Origin of the sequence: Novipirellula galeiformis, from assembly GCF_007860095.1 — a bacterium.
Lineage (GTDB): Bacteria > Planctomycetota > Planctomycetia > Pirellulales > Pirellulaceae > Novipirellula > Novipirellula galeiformis.
Genome location: NZ_SJPT01000015.1, coordinates 1 through 26,287, shown reverse-complemented (window position 1 = coordinate 26,287; position 26,287 = coordinate 1). Strand labels below are relative to the sequence as shown.

General features: G+C 54.5%; 21 protein-coding genes and 1 tRNA gene. 11 read left to right on the top strand and 11 right to left on the bottom strand.

Annotated features, from left to right (window positions below; genetic code table 11):
• Positions 1-167 precede the first annotated feature (167 nt).
• Positions 168-1,130 carry a glycosyltransferase gene (locus tag Pla52o_RS24915; RefSeq protein WP_146597355.1) on the bottom strand — a complete coding sequence of 321 codons (963 nt, stop codon included), beginning with the start codon at positions 1,128-1,130 and terminating at the stop codon, positions 168-170.
• A gap of 239 nt (positions 1,131-1,369) precedes the next feature.
• On the opposite strand from Pla52o_RS24915, the gene Pla52o_RS24910 reads away from it, so the two are divergent.
• Positions 1,370-2,308 carry a glycosyltransferase family 2 protein gene (locus Pla52o_RS24910; protein ID WP_197169507.1) on the top strand — a complete coding sequence of 313 codons (939 nt, stop codon included), beginning with the start codon at positions 1,370-1,372 and terminating at the stop codon, positions 2,306-2,308.
• Between the two features lie 176 nt (positions 2,309-2,484).
• Here Pla52o_RS24910 and Pla52o_RS24905 read toward each other — a convergent pair whose 3' ends face one another.
• The 10 genes from Pla52o_RS24905 to Pla52o_RS24860 all read right to left on the bottom strand — a co-directional run bounded on the left by Pla52o_RS24905 (position 2,485) and on the right by Pla52o_RS24860 (position 11,374).
• Complete coding sequence (locus Pla52o_RS24905) at positions 2,485-3,648, bottom strand: glycosyltransferase family 4 protein (protein WP_146597354.1); 1,164 nt, start codon at positions 3,646-3,648, stop codon at positions 2,485-2,487.
• Between the two features lie 26 nt (positions 3,649-3,674).
• Positions 3,675-4,784, bottom strand: coding sequence for a DegT/DnrJ/EryC1/StrS family aminotransferase (locus Pla52o_RS24900; RefSeq protein WP_146597353.1), 1,110 nt, complete (start codon positions 4,782-4,784; stop codon positions 3,675-3,677).
• Between the two features lie 80 nt (positions 4,785-4,864).
• The gene (locus tag Pla52o_RS24895; protein WP_146597352.1) at positions 4,865-5,671 is read right to left on the bottom strand and encodes a class I SAM-dependent DNA methyltransferase; all 807 of its coding nucleotides are present in this window, start codon (positions 5,669-5,671) and stop codon (positions 4,865-4,867) included.
• On the bottom strand, positions 5,668-6,120 hold the full coding sequence (locus Pla52o_RS24890) for a cupin domain-containing protein (protein ID WP_146597351.1): 453 nt from the start codon (positions 6,118-6,120) through the stop codon (positions 5,668-5,670). The genes Pla52o_RS24895 and Pla52o_RS24890 overlap by 4 nt, the downstream gene beginning before the upstream one ends.
• Positions 6,117-7,145, bottom strand: a complete 1,029-nt coding sequence (locus Pla52o_RS24885) for a glycosyltransferase family 2 protein (protein WP_197169506.1) — start codon at positions 7,143-7,145, stop codon at positions 6,117-6,119. Before Pla52o_RS24885 ends, Pla52o_RS24890 begins: the two co-directional genes overlap by 4 nt.
• 23 nt (positions 7,146-7,168) lie before the next feature.
• Positions 7,169-7,750, bottom strand: coding sequence for a class I SAM-dependent methyltransferase (locus Pla52o_RS24880; RefSeq protein WP_197169505.1), 582 nt, complete (start codon positions 7,748-7,750; stop codon positions 7,169-7,171).
• A 20-nt stretch (positions 7,751-7,770) separates the two neighbouring features.
• Positions 7,771-8,991, bottom strand: coding sequence for a hypothetical protein (locus Pla52o_RS24875; protein WP_146597348.1), 1,221 nt, complete (start codon positions 8,989-8,991; stop codon positions 7,771-7,773).
• Positions 8,988-10,274, bottom strand: a complete 1,287-nt coding sequence (locus tag Pla52o_RS27195) for an ABC transporter ATP-binding protein (protein ID WP_197169504.1) — start codon at positions 10,272-10,274, stop codon at positions 8,988-8,990. Before Pla52o_RS27195 ends, Pla52o_RS24875 begins: the two co-directional genes overlap by 4 nt.
• 42 nt (positions 10,275-10,316) lie before the next feature.
• The gene (locus Pla52o_RS24865; RefSeq protein WP_231612644.1) at positions 10,317-11,216 is read right to left on the bottom strand and encodes an ABC transporter permease; all 900 of its coding nucleotides are present in this window, start codon (positions 11,214-11,216) and stop codon (positions 10,317-10,319) included.
• Between the two features lie 85 nt (positions 11,217-11,301).
• Positions 11,302-11,374, bottom strand: a tRNA-Phe gene (locus tag Pla52o_RS24860).
• A gap of 440 nt (positions 11,375-11,814) precedes the next feature.
• Here Pla52o_RS24860 and Pla52o_RS24855 point away from each other — a divergent pair.
• The 10 genes from Pla52o_RS24855 to Pla52o_RS24815 all read left to right on the top strand — a co-directional run bounded on the left by Pla52o_RS24855 (position 11,815) and on the right by Pla52o_RS24815 (position 25,835).
• Positions 11,815-13,386, top strand: coding sequence for a hypothetical protein (locus Pla52o_RS24855; RefSeq protein WP_231612647.1), 1,572 nt, complete (start codon positions 11,815-11,817; stop codon positions 13,384-13,386).
• A gap of 63 nt (positions 13,387-13,449) precedes the next feature.
• The gene (locus Pla52o_RS24850; RefSeq protein WP_146597346.1) at positions 13,450-14,382 is read left to right on the top strand and encodes a hypothetical protein; all 933 of its coding nucleotides are present in this window, start codon (positions 13,450-13,452) and stop codon (positions 14,380-14,382) included.
• 381 nt (positions 14,383-14,763) lie between these two features.
• A complete protein-coding gene (locus tag Pla52o_RS24845; RefSeq protein WP_231612643.1) occupies positions 14,764-15,483 on the top strand; it encodes a MotA/TolQ/ExbB proton channel family protein in 720 nt (239 codons plus the stop codon).
• A 169-nt stretch (positions 15,484-15,652) separates the two neighbouring features.
• Positions 15,653-16,144, top strand: a complete 492-nt coding sequence (locus Pla52o_RS24840; RefSeq protein WP_146597345.1) for an ExbD/TolR family protein — start codon at positions 15,653-15,655, stop codon at positions 16,142-16,144.
• Between the two features lie 4 nt (positions 16,145-16,148).
• Positions 16,149-16,319, top strand: coding sequence for a hypothetical protein (locus Pla52o_RS27190; protein ID WP_197169503.1), 171 nt, complete (start codon positions 16,149-16,151; stop codon positions 16,317-16,319).
• Positions 16,320-16,326: 7 nt separating this feature from the next.
• A complete protein-coding gene (locus tag Pla52o_RS24835) occupies positions 16,327-17,073 on the top strand; it encodes an ExbD/TolR family protein (protein ID WP_146597344.1) in 747 nt (248 codons plus the stop codon).
• A 137-nt stretch (positions 17,074-17,210) separates the two neighbouring features.
• Positions 17,211-20,543, top strand: a complete 3,333-nt coding sequence (locus tag Pla52o_RS24830; protein WP_146597343.1) for an outer membrane protein assembly factor BamB family protein — start codon at positions 17,211-17,213, stop codon at positions 20,541-20,543.
• An 8-nt stretch (positions 20,544-20,551) separates the two neighbouring features.
• Positions 20,552-22,885, top strand: coding sequence for an ABC transporter substrate-binding protein (locus tag Pla52o_RS24825; RefSeq protein ID WP_231612642.1), 2,334 nt, complete (start codon positions 20,552-20,554; stop codon positions 22,883-22,885).
• 50 nt (positions 22,886-22,935) lie between these two features.
• Positions 22,936-24,897 carry a hypothetical protein gene (locus tag Pla52o_RS24820; protein WP_146597342.1) on the top strand — a complete coding sequence of 654 codons (1,962 nt, stop codon included), beginning with the start codon at positions 22,936-22,938 and terminating at the stop codon, positions 24,895-24,897.
• Between the two features lie 464 nt (positions 24,898-25,361).
• Positions 25,362-25,835 carry a hypothetical protein gene (locus Pla52o_RS24815; RefSeq protein WP_146597341.1) on the top strand — a complete coding sequence of 158 codons (474 nt, stop codon included), beginning with the start codon at positions 25,362-25,364 and terminating at the stop codon, positions 25,833-25,835.
• Positions 25,836-26,287 lie beyond the last annotated feature (452 nt).

Sequence of the window (26,287 nt, the reverse complement as noted above, 5' to 3'; positions counted from 1 at the left end):
ACTTTTTTAACGGCAGCCAGTTTAAATTCTCGGCTGAATGTTCGACGCTTGTCCATGAATCGGATCTCCTGTCAGAGACAGTCTGACATCCGCCGGTCCACTGTCAACTTTTCGTGGGCAATTCCAGACCTTGTTGATGGGGCTGCAATTGACCATTAACAGCCTGCTTAATTCGGCCGCTGGGAAAATAGCGTTTTCCAGCTCTGGCTATCACCAAGTCCAAGCTGCTTTCGCAACCAGATAAGTGGCTTGCGATACTGTAGGTATAAAAGTTGAAACAGCAGGTTTTTGCCTTCCATCTCCTCGAGCACTTGGCGGGTCTCTGTGGAAAATTCACAGGCGAACTCCGCTTGAAGTGCTGAGTGCGCAAACTGTTTCTGTTCGGCAATGACCTGTAATGGTCGACTATTTCCGACGCTCGCTTGTTGAGGATGAACTCGGAACGATGCTAAGGGAGCGTCGATAAAGCCGACCTTGCTATGCCCCATCACGCGCCACCACATCTCTAAATCGACAAGTTGACGCAGCTTGGTGTTGAACCCTCCGACTCGCTGAACGGTTTCAGCCCGCAACAAGACAACCGTTGGCTCGCCAATTTTGTTCAGTGATCCACGGGTGACGAGACCCGGATCTGCAAGCATCGCCCGTCCGTGCTGCAACCGTTGTAGATTTTTCCAACCAAGATGCACGCCGTTGCCTGTTTCAGATTCGATTCTTTTGCATTGTTCTATTTTCCTTGCTTCTTCATCGATCAAGAGATGTCGCGGGGAAAAGACGAGACCAACGTCAGGATCTGCTTCAGCGAGTGTCACCATTTTCGATAGGCAGTCTGGCTCAAGAAGGTCGTCCTGGAACAAAAACTTGATGTAACGCCCTGCTGAGTTGGCGATGCAGTGGTTCCAGTTCTCAACCATTCCGGGTGGAGGTGGTGGTAGTACTTTGACGGGAAACCGAGAACGGGCTTGGAACGCTCGGATCATGTCGAGCGTGTCGTCGGTGGATCCGCTATCCGATAGGACAATTTCGAGGTCTTCAAAATCTTGGGCTTCCGCGCTATCGAGCGTTTCAGCGAGGAACGTCGAACCGTTTAGTGTAGGGATGCAAATACTGACGCAAGGTGGATTCGTCATGAAAGCTCGTTGTCGTTCGGCATTCGAGGGGGCACCCTCGATGGATTGAAAGCAGGGATGCCTGAAGCTAAGGTAGCACTTGATGACTACGGGGATAGGGAACTTGTCCTACGCGGGAAATCAAGTGCTTACCGGTGTGGGAACGCACGCGAATCACCAAAATCTCTTTCGTCTGGCAGCATCCGCCCACCCAATGATTGAGTGAAAGGCGTTGCTTTTTCTTCCTGCGAGAATAGTCCATGACAATGCAGAAACCGACTGCTCCAAAAATTTCGATCGTCACTCCATCCTACAACCAAGGGGCGTTTTTGGAAGAGACGATCTGTTCGGTGCTCGACCAGCAGTACGCAAGCCTTGAATATATCGTGATCGATGGCGGATCGACGGATCAGTCGGTAGAGATCATCAAGCGATATGAAAAGTACCTGAAGTACTGGGTCAGCGAACCTGACAGCGGGCAAACCCAGGCGATCAACAAGGGGTTTCAGCACGCCAGCGGCGATGTCTATGCCTATTTGAATAGTGATGATCAATATCGGCAGGGTGCCTTGCAACTCGTGGCGGAGGATTATCTAGCCGCAAGTGACCGTCGCCGCTTTTGGAAGGCGTATGTCGTGGAGATGTTTAATTCCGAGGGGCTAGTAGACACGGTCTATCCGAACCCCGATTGTGAGCTTGCCACTTGGCTAAGCACCTCGTTTGGACTGCTTCAGCCGGGAGTGTTTTGGACGCGCGCGATGTATGAAGAGGCTGGTGGGTTTGATGAGAGTCTGCACTATGTCTTCGATCGCGACTTCTTTATGCGATTGCTTCGCGCCGGTTATCGATACACGATCTCTCGTGATTTTGTTGCTGCCCGCTATCGAATTCACGAGCACGCAAAGACACAAAGAGACAATACGGAGTATCGGCAAGAGTACGACGACTGTGATCGAGCCTTCATCGAAAGTTACGCGATTGGAGAACGGAAATCGCTGAACGATCAGATTCGAAAATGCAAAGCCCTGGGGGCGCTTGCCGACTCAGACCGGACTGGCATTGGACGCCGTGCGCGACTTGAGAATCTGTTTCGTGCAATCTTGAGTCATCCCCCCGTGATCGGGAGTCGCCAGTTCTGGAGGATTGTTCGCTATCTGCCATACCCCGAGCATCAAGCATACTCCGAGCATCAAGCGTGACGACAGTTTCGGTTCTTTCGGACGGTCGTCTCAGCAATGAATTTGTCGTCCCGAGAGCATCTTGAATATTGACATGGATTCAAACCGTAGCTGCGTTCGCAAGAAGGCGGTCCACCAGCTTGCGACACTAGCGACATCAAGATTGAAAATGCTCTAGGCGTAAGCCAACGTGGATTTCACGGTGCCCAGCATCGACGGTACTTAGCAAGTTGATCGAAAAGTTGCATTAGTTTGTCAATGTAGTGTTGCATCGATCGGCTTTTTGTTAGCTGGATACCGCGCTCGATCAGATCGGCTCGCGCTACTTTGTCCGAGGTCAAACGTTGCAGTGCGGATGCCATCGCCGTCGGGTCGGTCGGTGGTACTCGTAAGGCGGCATCGCCCAGTTGTTCCTCTGCTCCTCGTACATTGGATGCGATCACAGGGCAGCGCAGACTCATCGCTTCGATTGGAGGCAAGTTGTCGGGACCGAAGAGGCTGGCAAAGACAAGTGCTTGGGCATTTTCGTAGAGCCAGCGCAGTTCTTGGTCGCTTATGAAGCCTGGGAAATTAACTGAGATTTCGTGCGCTCTGGCAAGTGATTCGATGTATCCTTCCGTGCAAGTTCCGTCCATCTTCGACGAGCCTGGAAAGACGGCCGTCAGCTCCGTGCCGTATTCTTTCTTGAGCTTATCAAGGGCAAGGATAATGGTCGCGTGATTCTTGTGGGGCCAGAACTGAGCCGGGTAGACGATAAACGGCTTGTCGGGTGCCCACGGAGGCTTTGCCGCGGTGCTTGCTTGTAGTGTTTGAGGAACCGAGAATGGGATCACGCAGATTCGGTCAGGATCGACGCCAAAAAAATGTTCAACCTCGCCTTTTCCCTGCTCCGTCCCAGTAATCACAGCAGCAGCGCGTGGGAGCGTTTCTCGGTAGTGCGATTCTCGTTCGTTCCAAGTATGCCCTATCGTCGATACTTCGGGAAAAAATGGTTGCACCCGATGTTGTAGATCCCAGCAGGTGACCACGAACGGAATGTCTTGCGAGAGTGAACTTGGATGTGGCGAGTAGAGTAGATCAATCCCTTGAGCGGCCAGGATTTGTTTGGTTCGCTCCGCATGAGACCCTCGCGGACTGACCAATCTTAATTTTTCACCCCAAAACCTTTTCCGAGAGCTGGGCGATGGGTAGGGGATATGGATGTGGGGAAGTTCAAAGGAAGCGGTTGGGTGATGGGAAATTAAATGAAACTCAAACTGGTCCCCCACCTGCTTTGCAATGGCTTGAGTGATCTCCGATTCAAAGCGAGCGCCACCGCCCAATTCGCGATTAATGGAGCTAAGGTAGATCCCGATTTTCATCGTGCAATGGGTCTCGGCGTTGATGTTTAGGAAAGGGCGGACTGCAGTGATTCACACACTTGGTCAATTTCATGGTTGGTTAAACCAAGTCCGCTGGGAAGGTAGAGACCGCGTTGGGCGAGTCGCTCGGCCACCGGGTACCGTTCGTTGCGAAACAATCCTTGTTTGTTAAAGACGGGTTGCCAATGCATCGGCCAGAAAAAGGGTCGTGTGCCGATCTTTTTTTCCGCCAGCTGTTTCGCGAGTTGCTCGGGCGTTGCAGTGCAGGAGTCCGCCAGCACAATGCCGAAAACCCAGTAGATATTATCGGCGTAATCGGTTTTGGATAACGGCAATTCGAGTCCTGTGAACGCGGCCATTCGGTTTAAATACCTTTCGCCGATTTCTCTCTTTCGTTTTACATGCGCATCAAGATGCTCAAGTTGTGCGAGGCCGACTGCGGCTTGCATGTTGGTCATGCGGTAGTTCCAGCCCAATTCTTCGTGAATGAAGCGTCGTTGAGGCTGGAAGCACAGATTTCGGAGCCCGCGACAATGCTCGGCGACCGCATCATCGTCAGTGACCACCATACCTCCTTCGCCACAGGTGATATGTTTATTGGGATAGAAACTAAAGGTGCTGATCAGCCCGAAGTTCCCGCAGGGCCGACCGCGATAGGATTGTCCATGCATTTCGGCAGCGTCTTCGATGACGGTTAAGCCATGGCGATGGGCAATATCGAGCACCCGGTCCATGTCAACCGGAAGGCCGTAGATGTGCACGACTACGATCGCTTTGGTGTTCGCCGTGATCTTGCTCTCGATCTGGTCCACGTCCATGTTCCATGTCAACGGATCGCTGTCGATCAGTACGGGGACGCCTCCGGCGCGAACAATGGAGAATGCCGGTGAGATGATCGTGAAGGCGGGCATGATGACTTCATCGCCGGGACCGATCTTGGCGGCCGCGATGGCGATATCCAATGCGCCGCTGCCGTTGGCACACGCGATCCCGTGCTTGCGGTTAACTACGCTCGAAAACTCTTCTTCAAAACGCTTGACGAACGGGCCTTCGCTGCTGATCCAGCCTGTTTCAATGCACTCAAGCAGGTACTTTTTCTCGTTGCCATCAAGCAGGGGCGTGTTGACTGGGATCATTGCGACAGAACGTGGAGAGTAGGGGGGGATCGGAGAAACCGCACAGCGAGATTGATTGTTCAGTGCAGCGGTGGGGTAAATTAGCCAAGATTTTCGACGACGAACGTTACACCCCAAGTCGCTTGCGACGGTGGAGCCGCCTCCATCCATTGTTCGCTATGAATGACCCGCATTCCCGCAGATTGTGCGAAGAGTTCGATTTCCGGGGCAAAAAAGTATCGCATTCGATGCGATTCTGAAAGTTTTTTTACGCTGCTGTCAGATTTGTCGGTAACGAGCATCGTGTAGTGGACGTCGACGACATTACGGTTGGCATCGAGCGTCGGTTCGGCGATCCGCAGCACCTCGGTGTGCTCGTCTTCCATTCGTTTGACTCGGGTCGATGGCAATAGAGCAAGTACGGCAGGGCCATACCAGAGATCAAAAATAAACACTCCGCCATCGGTGAGGTGTGTTTTTGCAGTGGTGAGCATCGCCGCAACATCCTGGTTGGATGTTTGGTAGCTGAAGACATGAAACAGTGACAAGATGCAATCAAAGGTTTGCTTTAGTCGCACCGACCGAGCGTCTCCTTGGGTAATTTCGACACGTCCACGCGAAGACGCATTGTTCTCAATGACGCGCTCGCTGGCCTTGGCAAACATTTCATCGCTCCGCTCCACGCCGGTTACATGGAGGCCCTCTTGCGAGAGTAGGCAAGCATGTTTTCCGGTGCCACAGCCGAGTTCGAGGATATGGTTCGCGCGAGGAGCAAAACGCGACAGAAGCGAGCGAATGTATTCCGTTTCCCCCGCATAATCTTTGTCTTGATAGAGCAAGTCGTAGTAGCGGCTATAGGCTCCAAACGATTCGGGCGTTGCCGTGGGAGGCTTTTCTGGAGCGTTCATTGTGAGTCGCTTTCGCTGCTGCGCAGTTTGATTTTTTCATCCGGTACGCAATCAAAGCGTGTTTTGTCTTGGTCGCCCGAGTAGGGCCCCTGTTTGACCTCGATGATTTCACTCGGTTCGATCATTTCAAAGCCGTGGCCACCCGCCGCCAATAAGATTACGTCGCCTGTCGATACGACACGGCTTTCGAGATAGTGGCGTCCGTCGGTATAGAAGTCGACACGCACTTTGCCGGACTTGATCAACAGGACTTCTTGAGTCCACAGGACTTCGCGTTCCACCGGGTTGTGAACATGGGGGTCGATTTTGTAGCCCGCCGGTCGGTTCATGTAACCAAGCTGCTGGGAAAACATGCTCGGCGTGAAAAACTCAATTCCATCGGAATGGAAGTTGGCGCGAATGATGATCCCGATGGTTTGGTCGAGATGTTTAACGTGTTCGATGCTCATGCTGTCTCGTTCGATTTGCTTTCCAGCGGATAAGAATAGTCCCAGTAATCGGGGCGGAGAACCCATTCACGGATGACGCGTTCGATTTGGAATTGGCGTTGATGGTAAAGGTAACCTTCTCGGTAAGCTTTTTGGGTTTGGAAAATTGCCTTGTTCATCGGGTTTTTCGACAAGCCGATTTGTTGTTTGACGACAAAGGACAGTCGCTCGCGTATCGAGTTTTTCTCTGGAGGCGAAGTTGGGGGCGCCCCGTGCAGGTGAGTGTTGCGTAACTGCGTGTAGGAATCCGAGATTCCTTGCAAATGGGCGCGGCGTTGAAAGTAGTTTGGCGTCAGCCTGGTTTTCGGAATGAGGTGCGTTACCGCCACATTCGGATCGTAGATCGCCGTCATGTTGCAGCGGCGGGCGGCTTCCGTGACGGCGCTTTCGCCATCGCCACGGAAGCGGCGCAGATTCCATGGCACTCCATCGGGGTGGAATCCACCAAGTTCAAGCAGCGCAGATCGTCGAATCGAAAAGTTGAGTCCCCAGATGAGATTGGGAGGCATTTCCGTTCGCTGATCACCGAGCTCGAGCAAACTCAGGTAGGTGCACCATTGTTCGTTGGGGCTGCGATGAAAAAAGGCATCGAGCCATTCTGGGACGGAGCATGCGTATTCAGCGGTGCTTGGCCCCCCCACAAGTTTTACGTCAGGGTTGTTGAAGTTTTGGAAAATCGCTTCCGCCCAGCGCGGCCCCACTTCGATATCGTCATCGATGAACGAGATGATCTCCGACGTGCTTTCTTGCACGCCGCGATGCCGCCCCGACAACAATCCTGGGGTCGCTTCGTGAAGGCAGCGGATCTTGAGGCTCGCAAATTGATCCGTTAACGATCGTGCAGTATGGCTGTCCGAGAGGGGGCCGTTTTGGATGATGAGGATTTCCGCTGAGTCGGTCACCGTTCTTTGCAGCGAAGAAAGGGTTCGTTGCAGTTGGTCGAGCGGCTTCGACGTTGGGATGATAATCGCAATTGGTTTAGGCAATGGAAGTTCTCGGTCAATTGGGATCATCGTTGACGGAGTCGCGCCCAGTACAGATTGGGGAGACGCGATTCCTCGAGTGCAATGGGATGAACATCTTCGCGGACGACTTGCTGGACACCTTCGGCCCAGCCGATGTCGTGGAAGATCACCGTCGCGTTTTGCGCCAGGTGGGGGGACCATGCGTCCCAATCGGTTTTCACGCCAGCGTATTCGTGGTCGGCATCTAAAAAGAGCAGGTCGATTGTATCGGTAAAGCTGCTCGCGATTTCTTGACTTGTGCCCCGCAAGGGCTGAATGAGTGCGCCATATTTGGAGGTGTTGCTTCGGAATTCATCGTAGGTGTCTCGCAAACCTTCGGTCATTGCGTCGTTATTCCATGTGTCGACACAGGTGAGTTTGGCGTGTTTGTGTTTAGAAAGGCCCGCAGCGAGGTAGCAGCTTGATGCGCCCAGGTAAGAGCCCACCTCCACGATGTTTCCTCGGGATTTTCGCGCCAGCGTGTAGAGCGTTTCCTTCTCGTCCTCGAGCATGTGCGTGTGGATCATCGACGCATGCTCGAGCCCACGGAGTTTGAGTTGGACTTTCTTGACGATAGCCTGGATCATGGGTTCAGTCGCGTTTTGTTTTAACAGTAGTAGCCGGGTGATTTGTGAAGCGTGAAGGGGTTGCGAATCGAGTCCTCGCATTCATGGGCCAATGCAATGGAGAGGCACCGAAACCATGTGCCGAATAGGTGTGATTCGTTATCGAGTGAACTCATTTGCCGGTGGCCATACACGAACGGCTGTTGGCGAGCAAAGACAAAACCGCCGTCATCGTTTTGGTTGGCGAAAACCCACGTCCGGAAGCGACGAATTGCCTTGGTGATGTCATGGCGTCGGTAGTTGGTTTGTTTGCTTGCGACCAACAATAGGTGTATGGAATCGATGTCTTCGCAGGCGCTTGAGTTGCGGTGAGGTGCGAAGCCACCATAGGGATTTTGGGTTGCCAGTGTGTTGTCAATTAAGGAATCGGGATACGGGATCGGATCGTTGTCGTAAAGAAACAGCGGGTACAGGTGGTAGGCGAATTGGATCGCGCGCGAGAGATCGGTTGGGTTGTTTAGGTCCATCTCACCCCACAGTCCCGTGTGTGGGTTGAGGTGATCCAAAAGCAGGGATTTTAGTCGTGTGACTGCGTTACCTGCCTGGGAATTGCATTGCCGGTCGCGCGCGTATTGCAGCAGGCACCCGATGTTCATTATTTTGTTGTCGTGGTCCGAGTTCATTGACCAATCGATCTCCGCCACCAGTTGTTCGATTTGCCCTTCGCGACAGAACTCATCGAGGAACGACAGCGGAAAAGCGGGCTGCTCTCCGATGGCATCGTATGCAGCCGTGGCGATCAGAGCGAAGTGTCGGGCGCCCCACCAGTCCGAGGGCTCGAACAGCGAGTTGCTCAGCGCGGGATCACGAAATAGACCGTCGTCTTGGCATTGGTACTGATCGAAAGCCGCTTTCCAGCGTGCGGAGTCACGCTTGAGATCCACTCCCAGTAGCTTTTGTGTTAATAGGGAAAAGGCGGCTGCGTACATCGTTGGCTTGTCGCAGGATGCAGCGTAGCGAGAGGTCTGGGCAGGGCCGAGTTGCATTTCACGGAGGAACTGTAAAACCTCGCATCGAAATGTCGTGAATTCAAATTCGATGTCGCGTTGAACGCCTCGCGTGTAGAATTGCAGGAATTCTTCGAGTCGGGTTAGCTCGTCGACAATCGCTAGGCGGGAATCCGGTGCATGAAGAAGCTTTCCGGCTTGGTCGTGCCAGTTTAACAGGGTGCGTCGGAGTTGTCGGGCGGTGTTTCGGATCACGATTTCAGGGAGTGGAAGTCACAGCGAAAGGCTACGACACCATCTTCGGGCGTCAGGAGATAGCCGGTTTCATAGAGGTCGTCTGGGGCCACAGTGAATTGGATTGCCGATTCCACTTTGTCGACGAGGCGTGATTGGTGTGATCCCAGTGACACCGTCACTTGATAAGTGCCGGGTGTCAGGGTGGGAGAGTGGAGGCGAAATGTCGCTCGCCCTCGCGGTTCGATCCGGTGCGGCGGCGGTGCAGCCATGTAGGAATTGAATCCGCCCACCCGGACTCCAGAGAGCGACTCAATGATAAATCCAGCCCCGGAAAGGGGTTCCGGTAGTGCGGTTCCATCATAATCGACTTTGATCGTGATCGCTTCGTTTTGCAAGTACTGTGAGCTGGTTTCCCCTTCGTCGTTGGATAGGGTGACCGCCGTGATCAGCGGGGCCATCCCGCTGAGGCGATTGGGATGGTTTGCCAGCGATGAGAATCCAGGGACCTCTCCCTGGTGGCCTCGCAAGTATTTCGCGATCACTTCGGATGGGGGGCCTGTGTGAACGATTTTGCCTTGCTTCAATAATGCGCAACGAGTTGCCAGTTGTCGCATTAACGCCATGTTGTGGCTGACAAGGAGCGTGGTTCGGCCTCCCGAGGTAACCTCGTTGATTTTTCCAATGCATTTCTTTTGGAACGCTGCATCGCCGACGGCGAGGACTTCGTCGACGATGAGGATTTCGCATTGTAGGTGCGCCGCAACTGCGAATCCAAGTCGAACCATCATTCCACTGCTGTAGCGTTTGACGGGGGTGTCCAGGTATTTTTCGCAGCCACTAAAGTCGACAATGTTGTCGAGTTGCTGGTCGATTTCTCGCCGACTCATACCGAGAATGGCGCCGTTGATATAGATGTTTTCGCGGCCGGTGAGTTCAGGGTGAAAGCCGGTGCCGACTTCCAGCAGGCTTGCGATCCGTCCACGTGCTTTGATGGTCCCGGTGCTCGGGGCGGTGACGCGTGAGAGCAGTTTAAGAAGGGTGCTTTTTCCTGCACCGTTGTGTCCGATGATTCCGAAGATTTCGCCTTTTTCGATGTCGAGATCGATGTCATTTAAGGCGAGCACATAATCATGCTTACTCCGCGGTTTCTCGTCACTTGCCGCCCCAACCATCGCGAATGGATCGGGTTTGCCTCGCAGTCGAGCCCATATTCGGTGGAGGTCATTCGCAAGCGTGCCGGTGCCGATTTCTCCCAACCGATATTGCTTCGATACGTCTCTAAATCTAATTGCGACAGTCATCGTTACCGTGCAGGGCTAATGTTTATTTGGCGTTGTCGCTGTCTAAACTGTATCCATTACTGTGCGTTGAACGCGATTGAAGACGGCGGTGGATGCAACGAAAGCGATCAGCGTAAAGGTGATCGAATAGCCGATGGACCCTGCGGTGACGTTCCCTGCGCCTAGTAGCCCGTAGCGTGCCGCCTCGAATATAGGGGCCAGCGGATTCCAGGAAAGGATCGACGCGACGCGTTCAGGCATTTCCGAGGAGGGGTAGATGACCGGCGTTGCGTACATCAGCAATTGCACGCCGAACTGTAGCAGAAAGGCCATGTCGCGGTACTTTGTTGTCATTGCCGAGAATAGCATTCCCATTGCGAGCCCTAAGGTGGCCATCGCAGCAACCAGTGCCGGGATCAGTAGCGCGTATCGGTTGGGCTGGATTTCTCCGGTCGCATCATACCAGGCTATGCATAGTAGCAAGAGGCAGGACTGGATTCCGAATCGCACCAGATTTGAAAGAACGATCGAGAGAGGCATGATGATGCGGGGGAAATAGACTTTGCCGAAGACGTGGGCATTGTCTTTGAATACGGTTGCTGTCTTGTTGAAGCAATCGGCAAAGTAGTTCCAGAATGTGATCCCGCAGAGGTAAAACGCCACTTGGGGGGCGCCGTCAGTGGATAGTCCGGCGATGTTTCCGAAGACCAATACGTAGATCAGGGTTGTAAAGATCGGTTGGATGAAGAACCAAAGCGGGCCCAGAATGGTTTGTTTGTAGAACGCGACGATGTCTCGCCTCGTAAATAAATAAAGTAGATCTCGATACCGCCAGATTTCCGCCAGGGGAAGAGAGACTAGCGATGCAGAGGGGCGGATGATTAGATCCCATGAGGAATCATCGTTCGGCTCGTCATCGGTTACTTGCTGCACGCCCATCGATTCGGTTTTGGCAAAAGGCAACTGAGCAGTGCCACCGCATCTTAAGAGAAAGTTGGGGCGTCCTAAGGTGAGGGCAAAGCAGTGCCCCTTGCTGAAGAAACTTGAGTGGTCAGAGGCGGGCTCGAACCGCCGACACCGGCCTTTTCAGGGCCGTGCTCTACCAACTGAGCTATCTGACCATCAGCTGAATCACGCACACGCGACTCATTAATGCAGAGGTTAATATCTTCCTTCGGTTTCCTGCAAGGGTATGATTAATATTCATTGGATAATTCTTTGCCTGCATCGATCCACAGTGGTCGTTTTGGCGATAGATTCAGGGGGGCGGTTAGTGCTGAGTGATATTTGCAATGATGCCTTGTTACGCCATTTTTGCATCGGAAAACGTGCGTTTTGCGAGCTTGGCAACGTTGGCCTCGGATTCCTCCTCCGTGGCTGCATTGCCGCTTTTTGTTTATTAAATGGGCTTGGCAAGCCATTTCAGAACTTTTCTTGGAAAATGCCCGTGTCGCGATCCGGACTTCATTGTTTTACCACTTTTGTGTTTTTGCTCACGGCTTGCTCGTTCTGCTCGCCTGTTGTGTACGGCTATACCTCGGACGATCCGGTTGTGAAGGGAATGGTGAGTTCCGGACTAGCGGCAGTCGCGAAACAAGCGACCGGGAAAACCCACTACCCCCTCGGTACAGCGTATTCAGGTGGTTATGGCGAACAGGCTCTGTTGGGGTACGCCTCGATGAAGTTGAAACATGATCCGGCGGACCCGGTAGTGCGACAGGGGGTCCAGGCGGCCCTTGCGATCGTCCGCAAATTATCAGACCGGGATCCGGGGGGCGATAACAGCAAAACGGTCTATGCGGCGAGCGTCGCGACGCTTTTGTTGGCAGAAGTCGATCGAGAGGCCTACCGAAAGGAGCTTGAGCGTCTTGCCCAATATTTCAATAAGGTTCAGTATCCTGGCGGCGGGTATGGTTATCTCCATGAGCACTTGGGCGATATCTCGCAAACCCAATACGCGATGTTGGCCCTGTGGACCTTGGATCGTGTGGGGGTGGTGATCGACTATGTGGGCGTAGCGAAGACGATCGCTTGGTTGCTCCGCGTGCAGGATCCAGGGGGGGGGTGGCCCTATATGGGGAAGGATTCCGGTAGAGTTGGCCAGCGCGTTAAGCAGGATGGTGTCACGGCATCGATGGCGGTTGCGGGAGGCAGTGCCCTGTTGATCGCGGGAGATATCCTGCGGCTCTGGGGTGATGGCTCCTCGGGGAACGATCCCAAGGTGGTTGGGTTGCCTAAGGCAGTACATTTGTTTGTGGAGGGTTTGGACAATGCCAGTATTAAGCGTCCTGAACTGCCAAAAGAGCCTCTCCTCGCCGCGATTCGCGACTGCGATGCATGGCTGAGTGCCAATTCTCCCGATCCTGGGAAGCTTAAGTCGCGATGGCCTTATTATCAGCTCTATACGCTGGAGAGGTACGAAAGTTTTAAGGAGATCGCCTTTCAGTTGGAAAAGGATCCAAGTCCCGCATGGTACAACGGAGGCGTTGGGTTTCTGAAATCCACGCAAGCGAACGGGGCCGGATGGCCAGCGCGGAGCTATACGACGGCGCCGGTCACGTCGGCCTTTGCTTTGCTTTTCTTGAGTCGCAGTACCCAAAAGGCAATCGATCAAGCCAGTTCGGGGGCGACCGCCGGAGGTTGGGGGTTGCCTAAGGATACGACCGCGATCAAGGTCGAAGGGACGCAGATCAAAGGCGCTGCGCCAGCCAATGAGGTCAACGATCTGCTCGATATGCTCAGCGAAGATGGCGGCGGTGGGCTCGAAGGAAAGTCGATTCCCGATGACTTGAAACTGGATCCCGATCCCAAGAAGCGAGCGGCTCAAATCGATCGCCTCGAGCGACTCGTCCGTGGGAGTCAGTCGTGGCAGGCTCGCCGTGTGGCGGCACGTTTGCTCGGGCAAAGCGATGAGTTGAGGGTCGTTCCTACTCTGATTTTCGCCCTCAGCGATCCCGATCCGTCGGTTCCACGCTATGCCCGCGATGGACTGCGATTCATCAGTCGCCGCTTCGAAGGGTTTGGAATGCCCGACAAACCCAACAAGGGAGAGGTCGCGGAGGCTCAGCGGCAATGGCGAGATTGGTATCGTAAGTCGAACCCAGGGTATATTTTTCTCGATTACGATTTGTAATACGCTGGTGCGTCGCAGTTAGCGTGGGTTCTTCGTTTTTAGTCTTTGTCGTGTAGGTAAGTGATGTCGTCCGCTGTCGCTGAGCATCCATCCGATTCCTTGTCGCTCGAGCAGATGCGCGAGGAGCGCCGCCGTGAACGCGCAAAACTGCGCACCAGCCGTTTTGATCTCGTTTCCTCGCTGTTTATGGCGTTGATCTTGTTCATCGGCACCTTTGTGTTGATGTTATTCATCGTGTGGTGGACCAGCCGGTTGTCGTTTCCGCCGAAAGCCATCAAGCCCATTATCGAAAATCCGGCCGGGCGTGGCGAGAATGCCGAAGGGTTCGAACGTGACTTCGAGCCGCCGGGGGCCGAAGAGGTCGAAGAGTTGATGGAGCCGACGCTGCAAGACACGATCGAAGCGGTGACCGATGCGGTCAGCAACGTCGCCGCGACGCTCGATACGATGAATACCAATGCGACCGCCTCGACGACCGGGACCGGCAAAGGGGATAGTCGCCCGCCGGGACCCGAAGGAGAGGGCGAGGATATTGTGCCTCGTTTTGAGCGTTGGCAGCTCAACTTTACGGCCAAGGCGCTCGGCGACTACGCCGAACAGCTCGATTTCTACGAGATTGAACTCGGTGCGATCGGCGGTTCCATCCAAGGAGTCGACGTGGTCAATGGCTTGGCGGGCAGCCCGAAATCGCGCCGGATCGTCGATACTGAAAGCGAAAAACGACTGTACTTCATGTGGACCTCGCCGAGCCCGTTGATGCAGTTCGATCGTCAGTTGCTGCAAAAAGCCGGTGTCCAGTTGGCGAATCGCCAAATGATGAAGTTCATTCCAACGAATCTTGAGAATCAATTGGCCCAAATCGAACTGGAATATTCCACGGCCAAGGGGCATCCGTCGGTCACCGAAATTGCCAAGACGATTTTCGAGAGCAAGGCTGATGGCAGTTCGTACAAGTTCGAGGTGATCGATCAACGGTATCGAAAACCAAAAAAGTAGTGGTTTAGAGCCAGCGTGAGGGCTTTTCTGGCCGCCCTTCGCCTGGGACACCCCTGCGTGGTTGGCTGAGGCGTCAGGGGGGGGGCGAGCGCGAGGGTTGGCAAACAACCTGTCGTTCCGCTGCGTAGAACGACGCGGCAGAGTCGTAACGGAACCGAGCGGTAACCGACCGAGCGGCAATAGGACCCGAGCGGTAACAGCGTTTCTCGCGGCTGTAACCGATCGTTGTTACTAATTCAAAGCGTTTTACCGCAGCCAACGCGCCAAAAATCTCTGGATTCGTTACGATAAACCCGGAATTACCATTCCGGTTGAGTCAACGCCTAGCAGGATGGCCTGCTTTCACCCTTCTCTTTGATCCACCGAAGGACGAGATCCTCGATGCTTTTCGCTGAAATATCTATCTTCGACATCATCTCGCAAGCGACCTATGGTGCCCTTGCGGGGGCGGCTTTATGGGGACTGTATAGCGCCACGGTGGTGTGGGCGCGAGTGAACCAAAAACGATTCAAAAGCGAAGACGAACAAGACGTCTTCATGGATGACGTCGAGCAAATGCTGAAGGTGGGCGATTTTGAGGGGGTCGCGGAGTATAGCGATGGCGACAATCGCGCGATTCCCCAAATTGTGGAGATGGCGATGCATCATCGCGGGCTGGGATACAAGCGAGCACGCCAATTCGTTTTGGACCGTTTCCAGCGTGACGTGATGAGCGATCTTGAATACCGACTCTCGTGGGTCAGTACGGTGATCAAGTCGGCTCCGATGATTGGACTCTTCGGAACGGTCTTCGGGATGATGGGAGCGTTTAAGACGTTGGCCACGTCCGAGTCGGTCGAACCGTCATTGTTGGCCGGGGACATTAACGTCGCGCTACGAACCACCGCGTGTGGTTTGGCAATCGCGATCCCGTTGATGATCTTGGTCGCTAACGTGAATATCAAAATCGCCAAAATGGAAGACCTTGTCGGGTCGGGCTTGGCTCGCTTTATGACCCAGTACAAAGAGGCGCTGCTGAAATGGCCTAATGGCGGTCCCACGTCGCCCTCGGCCGCTGCGGCCGAGCCTGTCGAAGCGGTGATGCAATCGCCTCCGCGTTAGCCCCTTCCGCGTCGGTCTCGCGGCAAGTCATCGGTGCGGGGGATTGCGCTGTAAACGCGTCACACAAAACGCTTGCCTTGGCTACAGACGCTTGCCTCGGCCGCAGCGGTACGAGGCTGAGGTTAACGAAGTGTTCTTGTGGAATGCATAGTTCTATTTTGGATCGATCATGAGTGCGAATGCCGTAAACGAAGATCTGCTTGAAGAGGAAGATGATGTCGCGATGCCACGCAAAAAGCGTGACGATGAGGAGATGGATATTACTCCGATGATCGATATCACCTTTCTATTGCTGATCTTTTTTGTGGTCGCTTCCAAAATGGACCCGACCAAAATCGGCACGATTCCCGAAGCTGATAATGGCTTGGCAGTATCGGCCGACGATTCTGCGATCATCTTTGTCGATCCTGGTGCCGGGGACGAAGTGATCCTCAAGAAACGTGACGGCAGCGAGTTCAGCCGAGACGAAGCAACGCAATCGACCGAAATCATCGAATACATCACCTCGGAACTCGAAAAGTCGATCGGCAAAAATAAAAACCAAGTGATGTTGCTCGGCGATGCCAACGTCAAAGTCGGCCAAGTTACCCGTATTCAGCAAGTCATCGGCGACGCATTTGAAGATATCGAATCCACCTACATTGCGGTCAAAGAGGAGTAAGGGGATGTCGCAGTCAAGCAAGGTACTCGACCAGATGCAGCATTCGCGGTTCGCCGCGCCGCTTCCTAAGGCCACCGGCAATGCGGCCAAGTGGGCGCTGTGGGGCGACAATGGAGATGCGGTCGCGTTGATTGGGGTGACGAATTTGAGAGTCCATCCAGCGGAAGAATTTTAAGGTCGCCATGGCTATTCATGTTCAATGTTCACAGTGCGACGCCGAGCACCATGTCAATGACCGCTTTGCCGGACGGCAAGTGCGTTGTCCACAGTGTGAGGCGTTGGTCGACGTGCCCGAGCGGGAACCGGAGATGGAACCCGTCGCCGATGATGGTGTCGTGGGGGACGCCGATGATATGAACTCGCTGGGCGATCCTACGCCCGAAAATGATCTTTCTGCGCAGGAGGAGCTTGCGGATAAACAAGCCGTTGCGACTGATCCCGCTGCGGTGCCTGTAGCGGTCGTGGGGGAAGACGACGAGGATGACGAGGTGCCCAAGCGTCAGCCGCGGCAAGACGATGAATTGGATATGACGCCGATGGTCGACGTGACGTTCTTGTTGTTGATCTTCTTTATGGTCACCGCTTCGTTCAGTCTACAGAAGTCGATCGAGATGCCGCGTCAACAAACCGATGCACCAAGTAGTAATCCCGATCCGGAAGAGACCGAAGAGCTTGATTCGGTGGAAGTCCAAATCGATGATCGCGGCTCGTTCTTGGTGATGGCAGCCGATTGGGAAAGGGAAACCCCCGGCAAACAAAACCTGATCTCGGCACTCCGAGAAGCGGTGCCGGGCGGAAGTGACGCGATGAAATTAGTGATCAAGGTGCACGAGATGGCGAAACTACAAGCGTTAGTGGACGCCATGGATGCGGGCACGATTGCTGGCTACACCGAGCTGCAAGTGACGCAGGTCGAGGAGTTCGATTAGGGCTCCGTTTGGAATCAATGGGATGCAGGGTACCGATCGTTGTGGTTGTCCTTGCATCGGTGGCGTGACGGCATGAAAACGGCATGCCCCACTCGCGTGAATAAGTCTTATCTACCGAATTGAAATAGTCGTTAAACATGCTTGCAAATGAACTGATCGATCGGCTTGAGCGTGGCGGATTGCTCGACCAGGAAATTATCGAGGCGCTACGAGAGCAATTAGAGCAGGGCACTCGTGTGACCCCCGAAGCGGTAGCCAAGTTGCTTGTCGACAACGGTCAATTGACTCGGTTTCAAGCCACCAAGTTGATTGGGGAGTTGCGTTCAAGCGAATACGGCCAGGCCCGGGACGCGAGCGAAGAGGTGGCGGTCATGGACGATCTCGCGATCTTGCCCGAGGAGGGGGAGGACGACGTGATCGAGGTGGCTGCGGAAGACGAAACGCCGGTGGAGGTCTTTGCCGAAGCGGTTCCCGTGGAGACGGTCGCGGTCGAAGCCGTTCCGGATTCGTCGAGCGAGGATTTGGCGGCCTCACGCCCCACGCGGGCACGGCCCAAACCGCCAGAGCAAAAGTCCGTTTGGGATTCATTCAAGATTTATGGATTCGCAGGCATCATCGTGCTGTTGTTGTTGTCGGGCTATGGTCTGTACTACATGTTGACGCGTCAAAGCGCCGACGATTTCATCGCCAATGCAAACAAGCAATACGGTCAACAACAGTACACTCCGGCGCAAGATTCGTACCTCAGTTTTCTGGATACCTTTGGCGCGACACACCAGTACTCGTCCATTGCGCGAGTGCGGATTGTGATGAGCAAGTTTTATCGGGCCAAGGAGATGACCGATCCGACCGAAGCGTTGGAGTTGCTGAAGAAAGAATTGCCCACGATTGAGAACGAAGAGGGACTCAGCCAAGAACGCACCAATCTCGCCGTGTTGTTGGTCGATGTTGCTGCGGAGATCGCTCGCGTCGCGGGCAAAGAAAAGGAGACAACCGAAAAAGAGAAACTGCTTGGGAAACTGGACGAGCAATTGGCGTTGATGGAGAATCCGAACTACATGCTGTCGACGATGAAGACGACGTTGGCGGGTAAGTTGCAAGCGATTGCCGAGGCGCGTCAACGGGTCCGCCGCGAAATCAATCGCAATCTTCGCTTGGAAGAGTCGGTCGTCGCGATGGATGCGTTGTTAAAGGAAAAGAAAACGAAAGAAGCCTATGACGTTCGTGCCAAGTTGCTGCAAGAGTTCCCGGAGCTGCATAATGACGAACGGTTGATGGCGTTGATCGCCACGGCTAGTGGGATTCAGCAAACCTTGGTCAAGCCGGCCAGCGAAATGCCGAAGTTGGCGGATGTAAAAGAGGGGAAGGCGGACGATCGCTCAATCGTGCTGACCGCGATGGAGGGACGAAAAGCGACCGACTTGATCGGCCAAATCCTCTACCTACGCGCGGGCGGCTCCATGTTGGCATTCGAGGGAGAGAGCGGAGGGCTGCTGTGGCGAAAATTTGTCGGCTATGGCCAAGACCATCTGCCCGTGCGTTTAGATGATGGTTCGGGAGTTTTACTGAGCGAATCCGCAAAACTCGAAGTCCAACGATGTGACGGTAAAGATGGCCAAATTCGTTGGCAGAGTCAAATCGGGGAACTGTTTAGTGAACCCGTGACCGTGGACGATGAGGTTTATGTTTCCACGCAAACCGGCCGGCTTTCCTCGTTGGACGCCGACTCGGGTGAGGCGAATTGGACGACCCAAATTCCTCAACCTTTGGAGGTGGGCCCCGGGATTGATAAGCGTGCCAAGGTGGCTTATCTGCCTGGTAATCATAGCAACCTGTATGTGCTCAATACCCGCGATGGTTCTTGCGCCGAAACGTTCTACATTGGACACGCCGAAGGCACGGTGGCGGTTCCGCCGGTGACGCTGCTCGGGCATGTCTTTGTGCTCGAAAATGCAGGGACCGATTACACCCGCGTGCATATTTTAAAGGTCAATCCGGCCGGCAAAGAATTGGCGATCGCGCAACCTTCGATTCGCTTGGACGGCAATGTGAAAGTGAAGCCGATCATTCAAGACCGCAAGTTGATTGTCTTGACCGATCGGGGCTTGGTTTCGGTGTTGGAAGTCGAGCCGACGGCCGAACGCGAACAGGTCAGCGAGGTTGCTCGGCAAGTCGCATCGTACGACGTGCCGACGTCGACCCAAATGGCGGTCGGGCGATCTCAGATGTGGGTCACCGGGACGCGAATTGGGCGGTACGAATTGCAAATCAATACCGGGCGGGTGGTCCAAGATTGGTTTAAACATGAAGCGGATCGATTTATTGGCCAACCGTTTACAAGCGAGAATACGTTGGTTCACGCGCGAATTTTGCGAGGAACCTCCGCCATCCGAGTGACCGCCGCGGATGCGAAATCGGGTGATGAAATCTGGCATACCGATGTCGGCGTGCCGATCGCCATGATTGTGCCGATCGAGGGCGGTGGTGGTTTCCACGCCGTCACCACACAAGCGGCCTTGTTTGAACTTGATCGCGATGCCTTGGCGAGTGGTTCGACAGCAAACCCGGTCGAAAATCCTGGGGGGACGGGGATCGCAATGCGGTTTGAAAACCCGATCAAGATCGATGAAACCCGTCGCGTGATGCTCAATCAAGCGACATCCGAAGACATCGTGGTTTACGATCCGACGCGCCGCCAAGAGAAGTTGCGGAAATTGACATTGGCGTTGTCGGGCAAGGCGGGAGGAGGCGCTTTGGTGGCCGGCGGTGGGTTGTTGGTTCCCACCGTTTCAGGGCGTGTGGTTTTGATGAATTGGCAAACCGGACAAATGTTGGGCAGCCCGTTTCAACCCGCCAGCGAGCCCGAGGGCGAGGTCCAATGGTCCAATCCAGTCGTGATGCCAAGCGATCCTGACCAGGTCATTATCGCGGACAGTCGCAAACAGTTGTATCGACTACGGGCGGGAGAGCAGGTTCGTGAACTCGCCAAAAAGCCTCTCGAAGCTCCCTTCTTAGGGCCCACAGCGGCCGTTGGAGATGTGGTGATCGCTTCGGTCGCAGGACCGGCAGCCGATTTTGTCGTGGGGCATGATTTGACCAGCCTCGATGAGAAGTTCAAGGTTCTATTGGAGGGCCGGATCAATTGGGGACCGGTCGCGGCGGGCGAGTATTGTTTGCTGCGAACCGATGATTCGGTGATGCGAGCCTTTGATGCTGATGGCAATCAGAAATTTGAGTTGCCAATTCCGTCAGGGGAATTGGCCGGACCTCCCGTCATGATTGGCGATCAGATGTTGTTGGCCGGGAAACCAGGGTGGATTGTGGCTTTAAATCCGTCCTCCGGTGAATTGATGGGTAAAAGTGATCTGGGGCAACCGATTTTTGCTCCGCCGCTAGGCATCGGCAGCAAATTGTTGGTGCCGGGGGCTGAAGGCGTCGTTTACATCACTGATATTCCATCGGGATCCTAAGGAGGTACATGATGAATATCCAAATGCAAAAGATGCTGTCGCTCGCCACGCTGCTGCTGTGCACCGCCGGCGCGACACCCCTCTCCGCGCAAATCGTCAATTATGCGGAATCGGGCGTGCCCGATCGTGTCGGTTTAGAGCTGTTGCAGGAAGAGCCTCATGATTTGATCTACATGACCGAGGAAGCGGGAGGAGGATGGGTCAAAGTTCGATTGTTGGAATTTCCTGGACGAAAGGTCCCCGAAGATCCCAAAGGGACGCTTCAATTCGATGTGATTGGGATTGAGTTGAAGCGGTTCGTGACCGATTGGAAGAACATCGAGAAGATCGATCTTTGGGAAATCCGGCTCGAACGCGAAACGATGGAGATGATTGCGCGCGGGGATTTTAAGGGGGCCTATCCGTTTTTATCCGTTTTGATTCGCGACTACCCCAACCGACCCGGACTGCGAAAGTTGCGCAGCGAGTTTTTGTGGCGAGATGCAATCAAACGAGCCAAGGCCGGAGAGTTCGAGGCGACGCTGGCCATGCTCGAAGAGTTATGGCGCTACGCACCGGAGTATCAACCCCAAAAGGTGCTCGGTGCGCTCAGTGGTATCACCGATAAATTGATGACGAAGCTGGTCAAAGACGGACAGCTCGAACTCGCCCAACAGATGCTTGCTCGTTTGGAAAAGGACTATGGCGAAGGACGTTTAGCGTCGGTCGCCAAATGGAATCAGTTGTTCCTGCAATTGGCTCAGAAGAAACAACAGGAAGCGATTGCGGCACTCGAGGCAAAGGATTACCGAGCCGCTCGGGCATTGTCACGTGAAAGTGTCGCGGTGCGTCCTGATATCGAGGGTGGCAAAGAGTTGGTTCGTAAAATCGATACCATCTATCCTTTGGTACGAGTGGGAGTGTTACAGACGGCAACGGTGTTGGATCCGACTCGCATCGATAATTGGGCTTCGCGTCGAGCCGGACGTTTGGTCTATCGCACGTTGTTCGAGATGAAGGGAGCGGGGCCCGAAGGAGGCGAATATGAATTCGTCTTTGGCGAAACCGAAACCACCCCCTATCGGACTCAATTTGATCTGGTGTTGGAGACCGAGAAATTGAAGCCACCCTTGAGTGAGATCAAGGCGTTCACTCTGGCGGATAAAATCGCCGAACGTGCCACCCGCAACACGCCCGAATACTTTTCACCCTGGGCTGCGGCGGTGGAAGCCATTGGGATGGATGGTCCCAAGCGAATTGAGTGTAGCCTGCGTCGACCTCACGTGTTGCCTTCCTGTTTGCTTCAGATTCCGATCGATGGAAGTTGGTTCGGAGGTGAAAAAGGGGCACCCACAGGCGCTTACAAGCAAAGTGATACGGGCGATGACTTGGTTCGTTATGTGCTCGCCGCGGAACCTGAATTTCCTGAGCAACTTCGCGAGGTCGTTGAGATTCGTCAAGCGTCGGCGAGCGATGGCGTCAGTTTGTTGCTGCAGGGTGAGTTGGATGTCTTGGATCAATTGTTTCCTGCGGATGCCATTCGGCTGAGCAAAAGCCGAGACATTCGGGTTAAAACGTATCCGCTTCCTACCGTGCATATGTTGGTACCATGTTCGGATCATGCTTATTTGGCCGAACGCACGTTTCGACGCGCCCTGGTTTACGGCATCAACCGTGCGGACATCCTCAATGGCGAACTGCTTGAAGGGCTCGAGGCACCGGGATGCCAAGTCGTTTCGGGGCCGTTCCCCGCAGGCATCGAAATGGACGATCCGTTGGGTTATGCCTATGACAAAAGCATTTCGCCGCGGCGTTACGAACCTCGCTTGGCCAAGTTGTTGATGACGCTCAATGCCAACCAAATGAAGGCGCTCGCAGATCGCAAGAAAGAGAAAGTGCCGGAGATGAAGCCGATTCGTTTGGCGTTTCCAGCGGACAATTTATCCCGTGTTGCTTGTGAAGCGATCATGAGTCAATGGCAATTGTTGGATCTAAAAGTGGAGTTGGTTGAGCTTCCCGTGGGACGCACGTTTCCCGAGCCGGGGACAGCCGACATCGTTTATGTCTCTGCTGCGATTTGGGAGCCGATTATTGACGCGCGGCGTTTGTTGGGACCCGAGGGGCTGGCGGCGAGTTCGGATCAATTGGTTGGATTGGGACTGCGGCGTATCGAGGAAGCTCGGGATTGGAAGAAGGTTCGTGATGGATTGCTCGACTTGCACGCGATTGCTCATCATGAGTTGCCCGTGTTGCCGTTGTGGCAAATGGTCGATTCGTATGCCTATCGGCGAGAGTTGATCGGGGTCGGAAACGATATCGTTTCGCTTTACCAGAACGCAGATAAATGGCAATTGAATCAATAACTCACAGCGAATTTCCACGGCGGATGCGTTGTGGTTTTGGATGTTTTGATATGACAAGTTTCCTTTGGCCCATCGGCACAATCCTGCGAGTTGCGTTTTACCCTTTACTGCTGTTGGGCGTGTCGGTGGGGGATGCCGCCGAGGCGATCCAAGACACTGGGGATGCTCCAGCTGCGATTGCGGAAACGCCCCAAGCCAACGCGACGGTTCCCGTGAAGCCCGTCGCTGCAGCGAACGCAACTCCATCGTCGACCGCCGCTGCGAGTAAACTCAGCGACGCATCGGAGGTTGAAGAAACTCCCTGGGATTTTTCGCCGTACAAGGTTTTGGTCTGGGTCGTCTCCAGTGATCCCGACGTGGATGCGAAGACAATTCGAGAGCCGTTACAAACGTTTCTTGATCGCGATTTTTCAGCCATTTGGCGAATGGATGTCGCCAATGCTCCACCCGCGGTGGCCAATGCAGCTCAGCGGAATCTTGACGCGATGACGTTCGAGTCCATTACGGCATCCGACCCCGTGGTGGCGGTCAAACGCGACCATGCCGATGCGGTCCGGCTTCGCGTCGCCGCGAATGTGGGCGAGATCATCAAAGACGTCTATGCGACGCCAGGACGGATTGAGGAAGTTCAGCGACGGGCCGCGGAGATCGGAAACGAATCGATCGAAGGCATCCAGGCAAAGCTGCGCAGCGTCGACGGCGATGCGATTGCGGTCAGCAAAAAATGGGAGGATCCGGCGACCGAAGCACTATTGGTGTCGCGTGGCATGGCGTTGTTGCTCGAGAAACCCGAAGCCAAGATTATTACCATGCCGTTAAGTGGCCTGGTGATCGAAGCGATTGATTCCTACGACAAAATTTTTGTCGTCCGAGTCGAGAAAAAGGTTGCCCCCTTCAAGGTGAGTGTGGTGGAGCTCGACACTCTGATGCGTCATTTCGGTCCGGTAGCAACTCAGAGCTTTTTGGAAACGAGTGAGATGCCCGTGGCAATTGGGGGAGCGATGGTCCAGGCCTTCGCACCTGTGTTGCGAATCGAGAATGCGGGGCAAAAGAATGCCGAAGGTCGGCTTCGCGCCGGCGGCTTGATCCTCGATGACACGTCGCCCGCAATGATTCATGTCGGTGATGTGCTCGAACCGATGACTCGCAAAAACGATCGCAACGGGAACCCGATCCAAATCGGCCCCATCGATTGGGCTTACCTGCTGGTCACGGAGCAAGAAGGGCCCATCATGAAGATGGATTTTCATGCGGGCCGAGCCGGTGGGCTGCAAGGCCGTAGCAACAAGCGGACGTTTCGCATGGCACTGCGGGTTCGCTCGTTTGGAAAGTCCACCCTGTTGCGGTTGCATGCCCAGAAAGATCCCGATTTCCCACTGATTGGCTACGAGATCTATGATCGGAATCTCGAATCCGGCGAGATGGCGTTTGTCGGACGCACCGATTGGAACGGACGATTAACAATCGATGCGACCGATTCGCCGCTCCATCTTTTGTATGTGAAAAACGGCGGCGCGGTGTTGGCGCGATTGCCGATTGTGCCCGGTTTTAAGCCTCGTGTGGTCGCTGACTTGAGTGGAGATGATATGCGATTGCAAGCGGAGGCTTACATTCGAGGGGTTCAAAATGCGATCATCGATTTAGTTGCCATTCGCGAGTTGCTCGCCGCGCGTGTGCGGTTGAGACTTCGCAATGGAGAGATGGACGAGGCGCGAGATTTGTTGTTTGCGCTTCGTGAGCAGCCGACTCACGAACGCATTTCCGAGGACATGGATAAAAAACTGACTGCATTTCTCAACGATCCTGGCGCCAAAAATCCGAACCAGAGACGGAAGATCGACGAGATGTTCAGCCAGACCCAGGATTTGTTGTCAAAGCAAATCACGCCCGCGAAAGTGCGTGCGCTCGAAGAGGATGTGATCGCCGCAACGAAAAATGGCGGTCGCTTGCCGCCGGAAAAGAAAGACGATGACACCGTTTCGGCAGTCGATACGACCAAGGCCAGCAAGTAAGGGCCTCGCGTCCGCAAACACGCGAGCCATTCGTTGCTGCCCCCCCTTTTCATTCGCGTAGTGGATGTTGCTAAAGAGTCTTCGATAAACGCTGCCTTTGGGCGTACTCGTTGTGGTGGGACGCGTGTAGTCACGTCCACGACCGGGATCGACCCGAGAGGGCGAAGGGGGCGGGGGAGCTTCCCGGAGCAACGGCTAAAGGCGCTGGAGTGAAGCGACTTCCTGGAAGCTTTGTGTCCTCATGTCCGCTTTAGGAGTCGTCATGATCGCACTCACTGGCTGCGGTATGACCGTTGCCCCGTAAAAGATGCTCTCTCACGCTGCGGTACTCCCTCTCGAGGTTGACGATCGGTCTCGCTGATTTGGTACGACAATTGCGTGATCTCAGTAGACCGATGAAGCGAATCCTCCCGCAGTGTTGAGCGGACGCGACTCATCAAGATTTCCTGAACCGGAGTTCAATTATGAGCCAGAAGAGCGAAGCCGTCGTGGTGGAAAATCAGTCAGATCAATCGCAGTGGGCCGACGAGTCATGGACGAGAGTAAAGTCGGCTATCGTACAACGATGGCCACACTTGGACGAGCGTGATGTCGAGTCAATTCCATGCGACGTCTTCGAGATCGAAGACTTCTTGGCCGAATACACCGAAGCCTCGGCAGAGGAGATCCAGTCGGTCGTCCGTGAGCACGCCCCGTCGCCTTCGATTTTGCGAAGAGCGAGTCACCTAGGTGAGCAGGTGGGCGAGCAAGTGGGGCCGCCCGTGCACTCGGCGATGGAGCGGGTTCAGTACGAAGTCGACGAGCATCGCAGCGCGGTCGGCGGCATGATTTTCGTCGCGGGATTGGCGTTGGGCGCACTGGCGACGGCCGCTTATTACAAATCTCGGCCACAACCGACGGCGCTGGAATCGTGTCTACCGCAACGTTGGCGAAGCTAGGCAGCAAATTCATTTGTAGCCCACCTTGCAAACCGGCGCTAGCGCGGTCTAGCCAGCATGCAGTGACGTCCATGGCCTCCGGTCACAACGATCGCGCGATGATCCAGGCCGAGTTTGATTATTTTCAATCCTGGGATGATTCCGTGTTATCGGTTCATCCCCGACTGGAATACCCGTCTTCAGCCTGACTAACTTCGCATGGGGACAGAGCCCAATGCTCGGGGGTTAACTTCGCATGGGGACAGAGCCCAATGCTCGGGGGTTGACTTCGGATTAGGTGGGGCGAACGATTGAACGTTGGCCAGTTACCCTGTTGCTGCTGCCGTTTTGCGAGGTGTGATCGTGGCTCGTCTGACACGCTCGGAAGTCTTTGATCCCGGTGAAATTGCGATCGCCCACATCTGTAGCCGGACCGTGCGACGAAGAGTCCGATCGACTTTGAGCAATCCATC

What these genes read in the sequence shown, in the direction of transcription:
- Pla52o_RS24905 (WP_146597354.1), bottom strand. Translation starts at nt 3,648, where the DNA reads ATGAAAATCGGGATCTACCTTAGCTCCATTAATCGCGAATTGGGCGGT.
- Pla52o_RS24835 (WP_146597344.1), top strand. Translation starts at nt 16,327, where the DNA reads ATGGCTATTCATGTTCAATGTTCACAGTGCGACGCCGAGCACCATGTC.
- Pla52o_RS24855 (WP_231612647.1), top strand. Translation starts at nt 11,815, where the DNA reads ATGGTGAGTTCCGGACTAGCGGCAGTCGCGAAACAAGCGACCGGGAAA.
- Pla52o_RS24825 (WP_231612642.1), top strand. Translation starts at nt 20,552, where the DNA reads ATGATGAATATCCAAATGCAAAAGATGCTGTCGCTCGCCACGCTGCTG.
- Pla52o_RS24850 (WP_146597346.1), top strand. Translation starts at nt 13,450, where the DNA reads ATGTCGTCCGCTGTCGCTGAGCATCCATCCGATTCCTTGTCGCTCGAG.
- Pla52o_RS27190 (WP_197169503.1), top strand. Translation starts at nt 16,149, where the DNA reads ATGTCGCAGTCAAGCAAGGTACTCGACCAGATGCAGCATTCGCGGTTC.
- Pla52o_RS24890 (WP_146597351.1), bottom strand. Translation starts at nt 6,120, where the DNA reads ATGAGCATCGAACACGTTAAACATCTCGACCAAACCATCGGGATCATC.
- Pla52o_RS24840 (WP_146597345.1), top strand. Translation starts at nt 15,653, where the DNA reads ATGAGTGCGAATGCCGTAAACGAAGATCTGCTTGAAGAGGAAGATGAT.
- Pla52o_RS24895 (WP_146597352.1), bottom strand. Translation starts at nt 5,671, where the DNA reads ATGAACGCTCCAGAAAAGCCTCCCACGGCAACGCCCGAATCGTTTGGA.
- Pla52o_RS24910 (WP_197169507.1), top strand. Translation starts at nt 1,370, where the DNA reads ATGACAATGCAGAAACCGACTGCTCCAAAAATTTCGATCGTCACTCCA.
- Pla52o_RS27195 (WP_197169504.1), bottom strand. Translation starts at nt 10,274, where the DNA reads ATGACTGTCGCAATTAGATTTAGAGACGTATCGAAGCAATATCGGTTG.
- Pla52o_RS24880 (WP_197169505.1), bottom strand. Translation starts at nt 7,750, where the DNA reads ATGATCCAGGCTATCGTCAAGAAAGTCCAACTCAAACTCCGTGGGCTC.
- Pla52o_RS24900 (WP_146597353.1), bottom strand. Translation starts at nt 4,784, where the DNA reads ATGATCCCAGTCAACACGCCCCTGCTTGATGGCAACGAGAAAAAGTAC.
- Pla52o_RS24830 (WP_146597343.1), top strand. Translation starts at nt 17,211, where the DNA reads ATGCTTGCAAATGAACTGATCGATCGGCTTGAGCGTGGCGGATTGCTC.
- Pla52o_RS24815 (WP_146597341.1), top strand. Translation starts at nt 25,362, where the DNA reads ATGAGCCAGAAGAGCGAAGCCGTCGTGGTGGAAAATCAGTCAGATCAA.
- Pla52o_RS24915 (WP_146597355.1), bottom strand. Translation starts at nt 1,130, where the DNA reads ATGACGAATCCACCTTGCGTCAGTATTTGCATCCCTACACTAAACGGT.
- Pla52o_RS24820 (WP_146597342.1), top strand. Translation starts at nt 22,936, where the DNA reads ATGACAAGTTTCCTTTGGCCCATCGGCACAATCCTGCGAGTTGCGTTT.
- Pla52o_RS24845 (WP_231612643.1), top strand. Translation starts at nt 14,764, where the DNA reads ATGCTTTTCGCTGAAATATCTATCTTCGACATCATCTCGCAAGCGACC.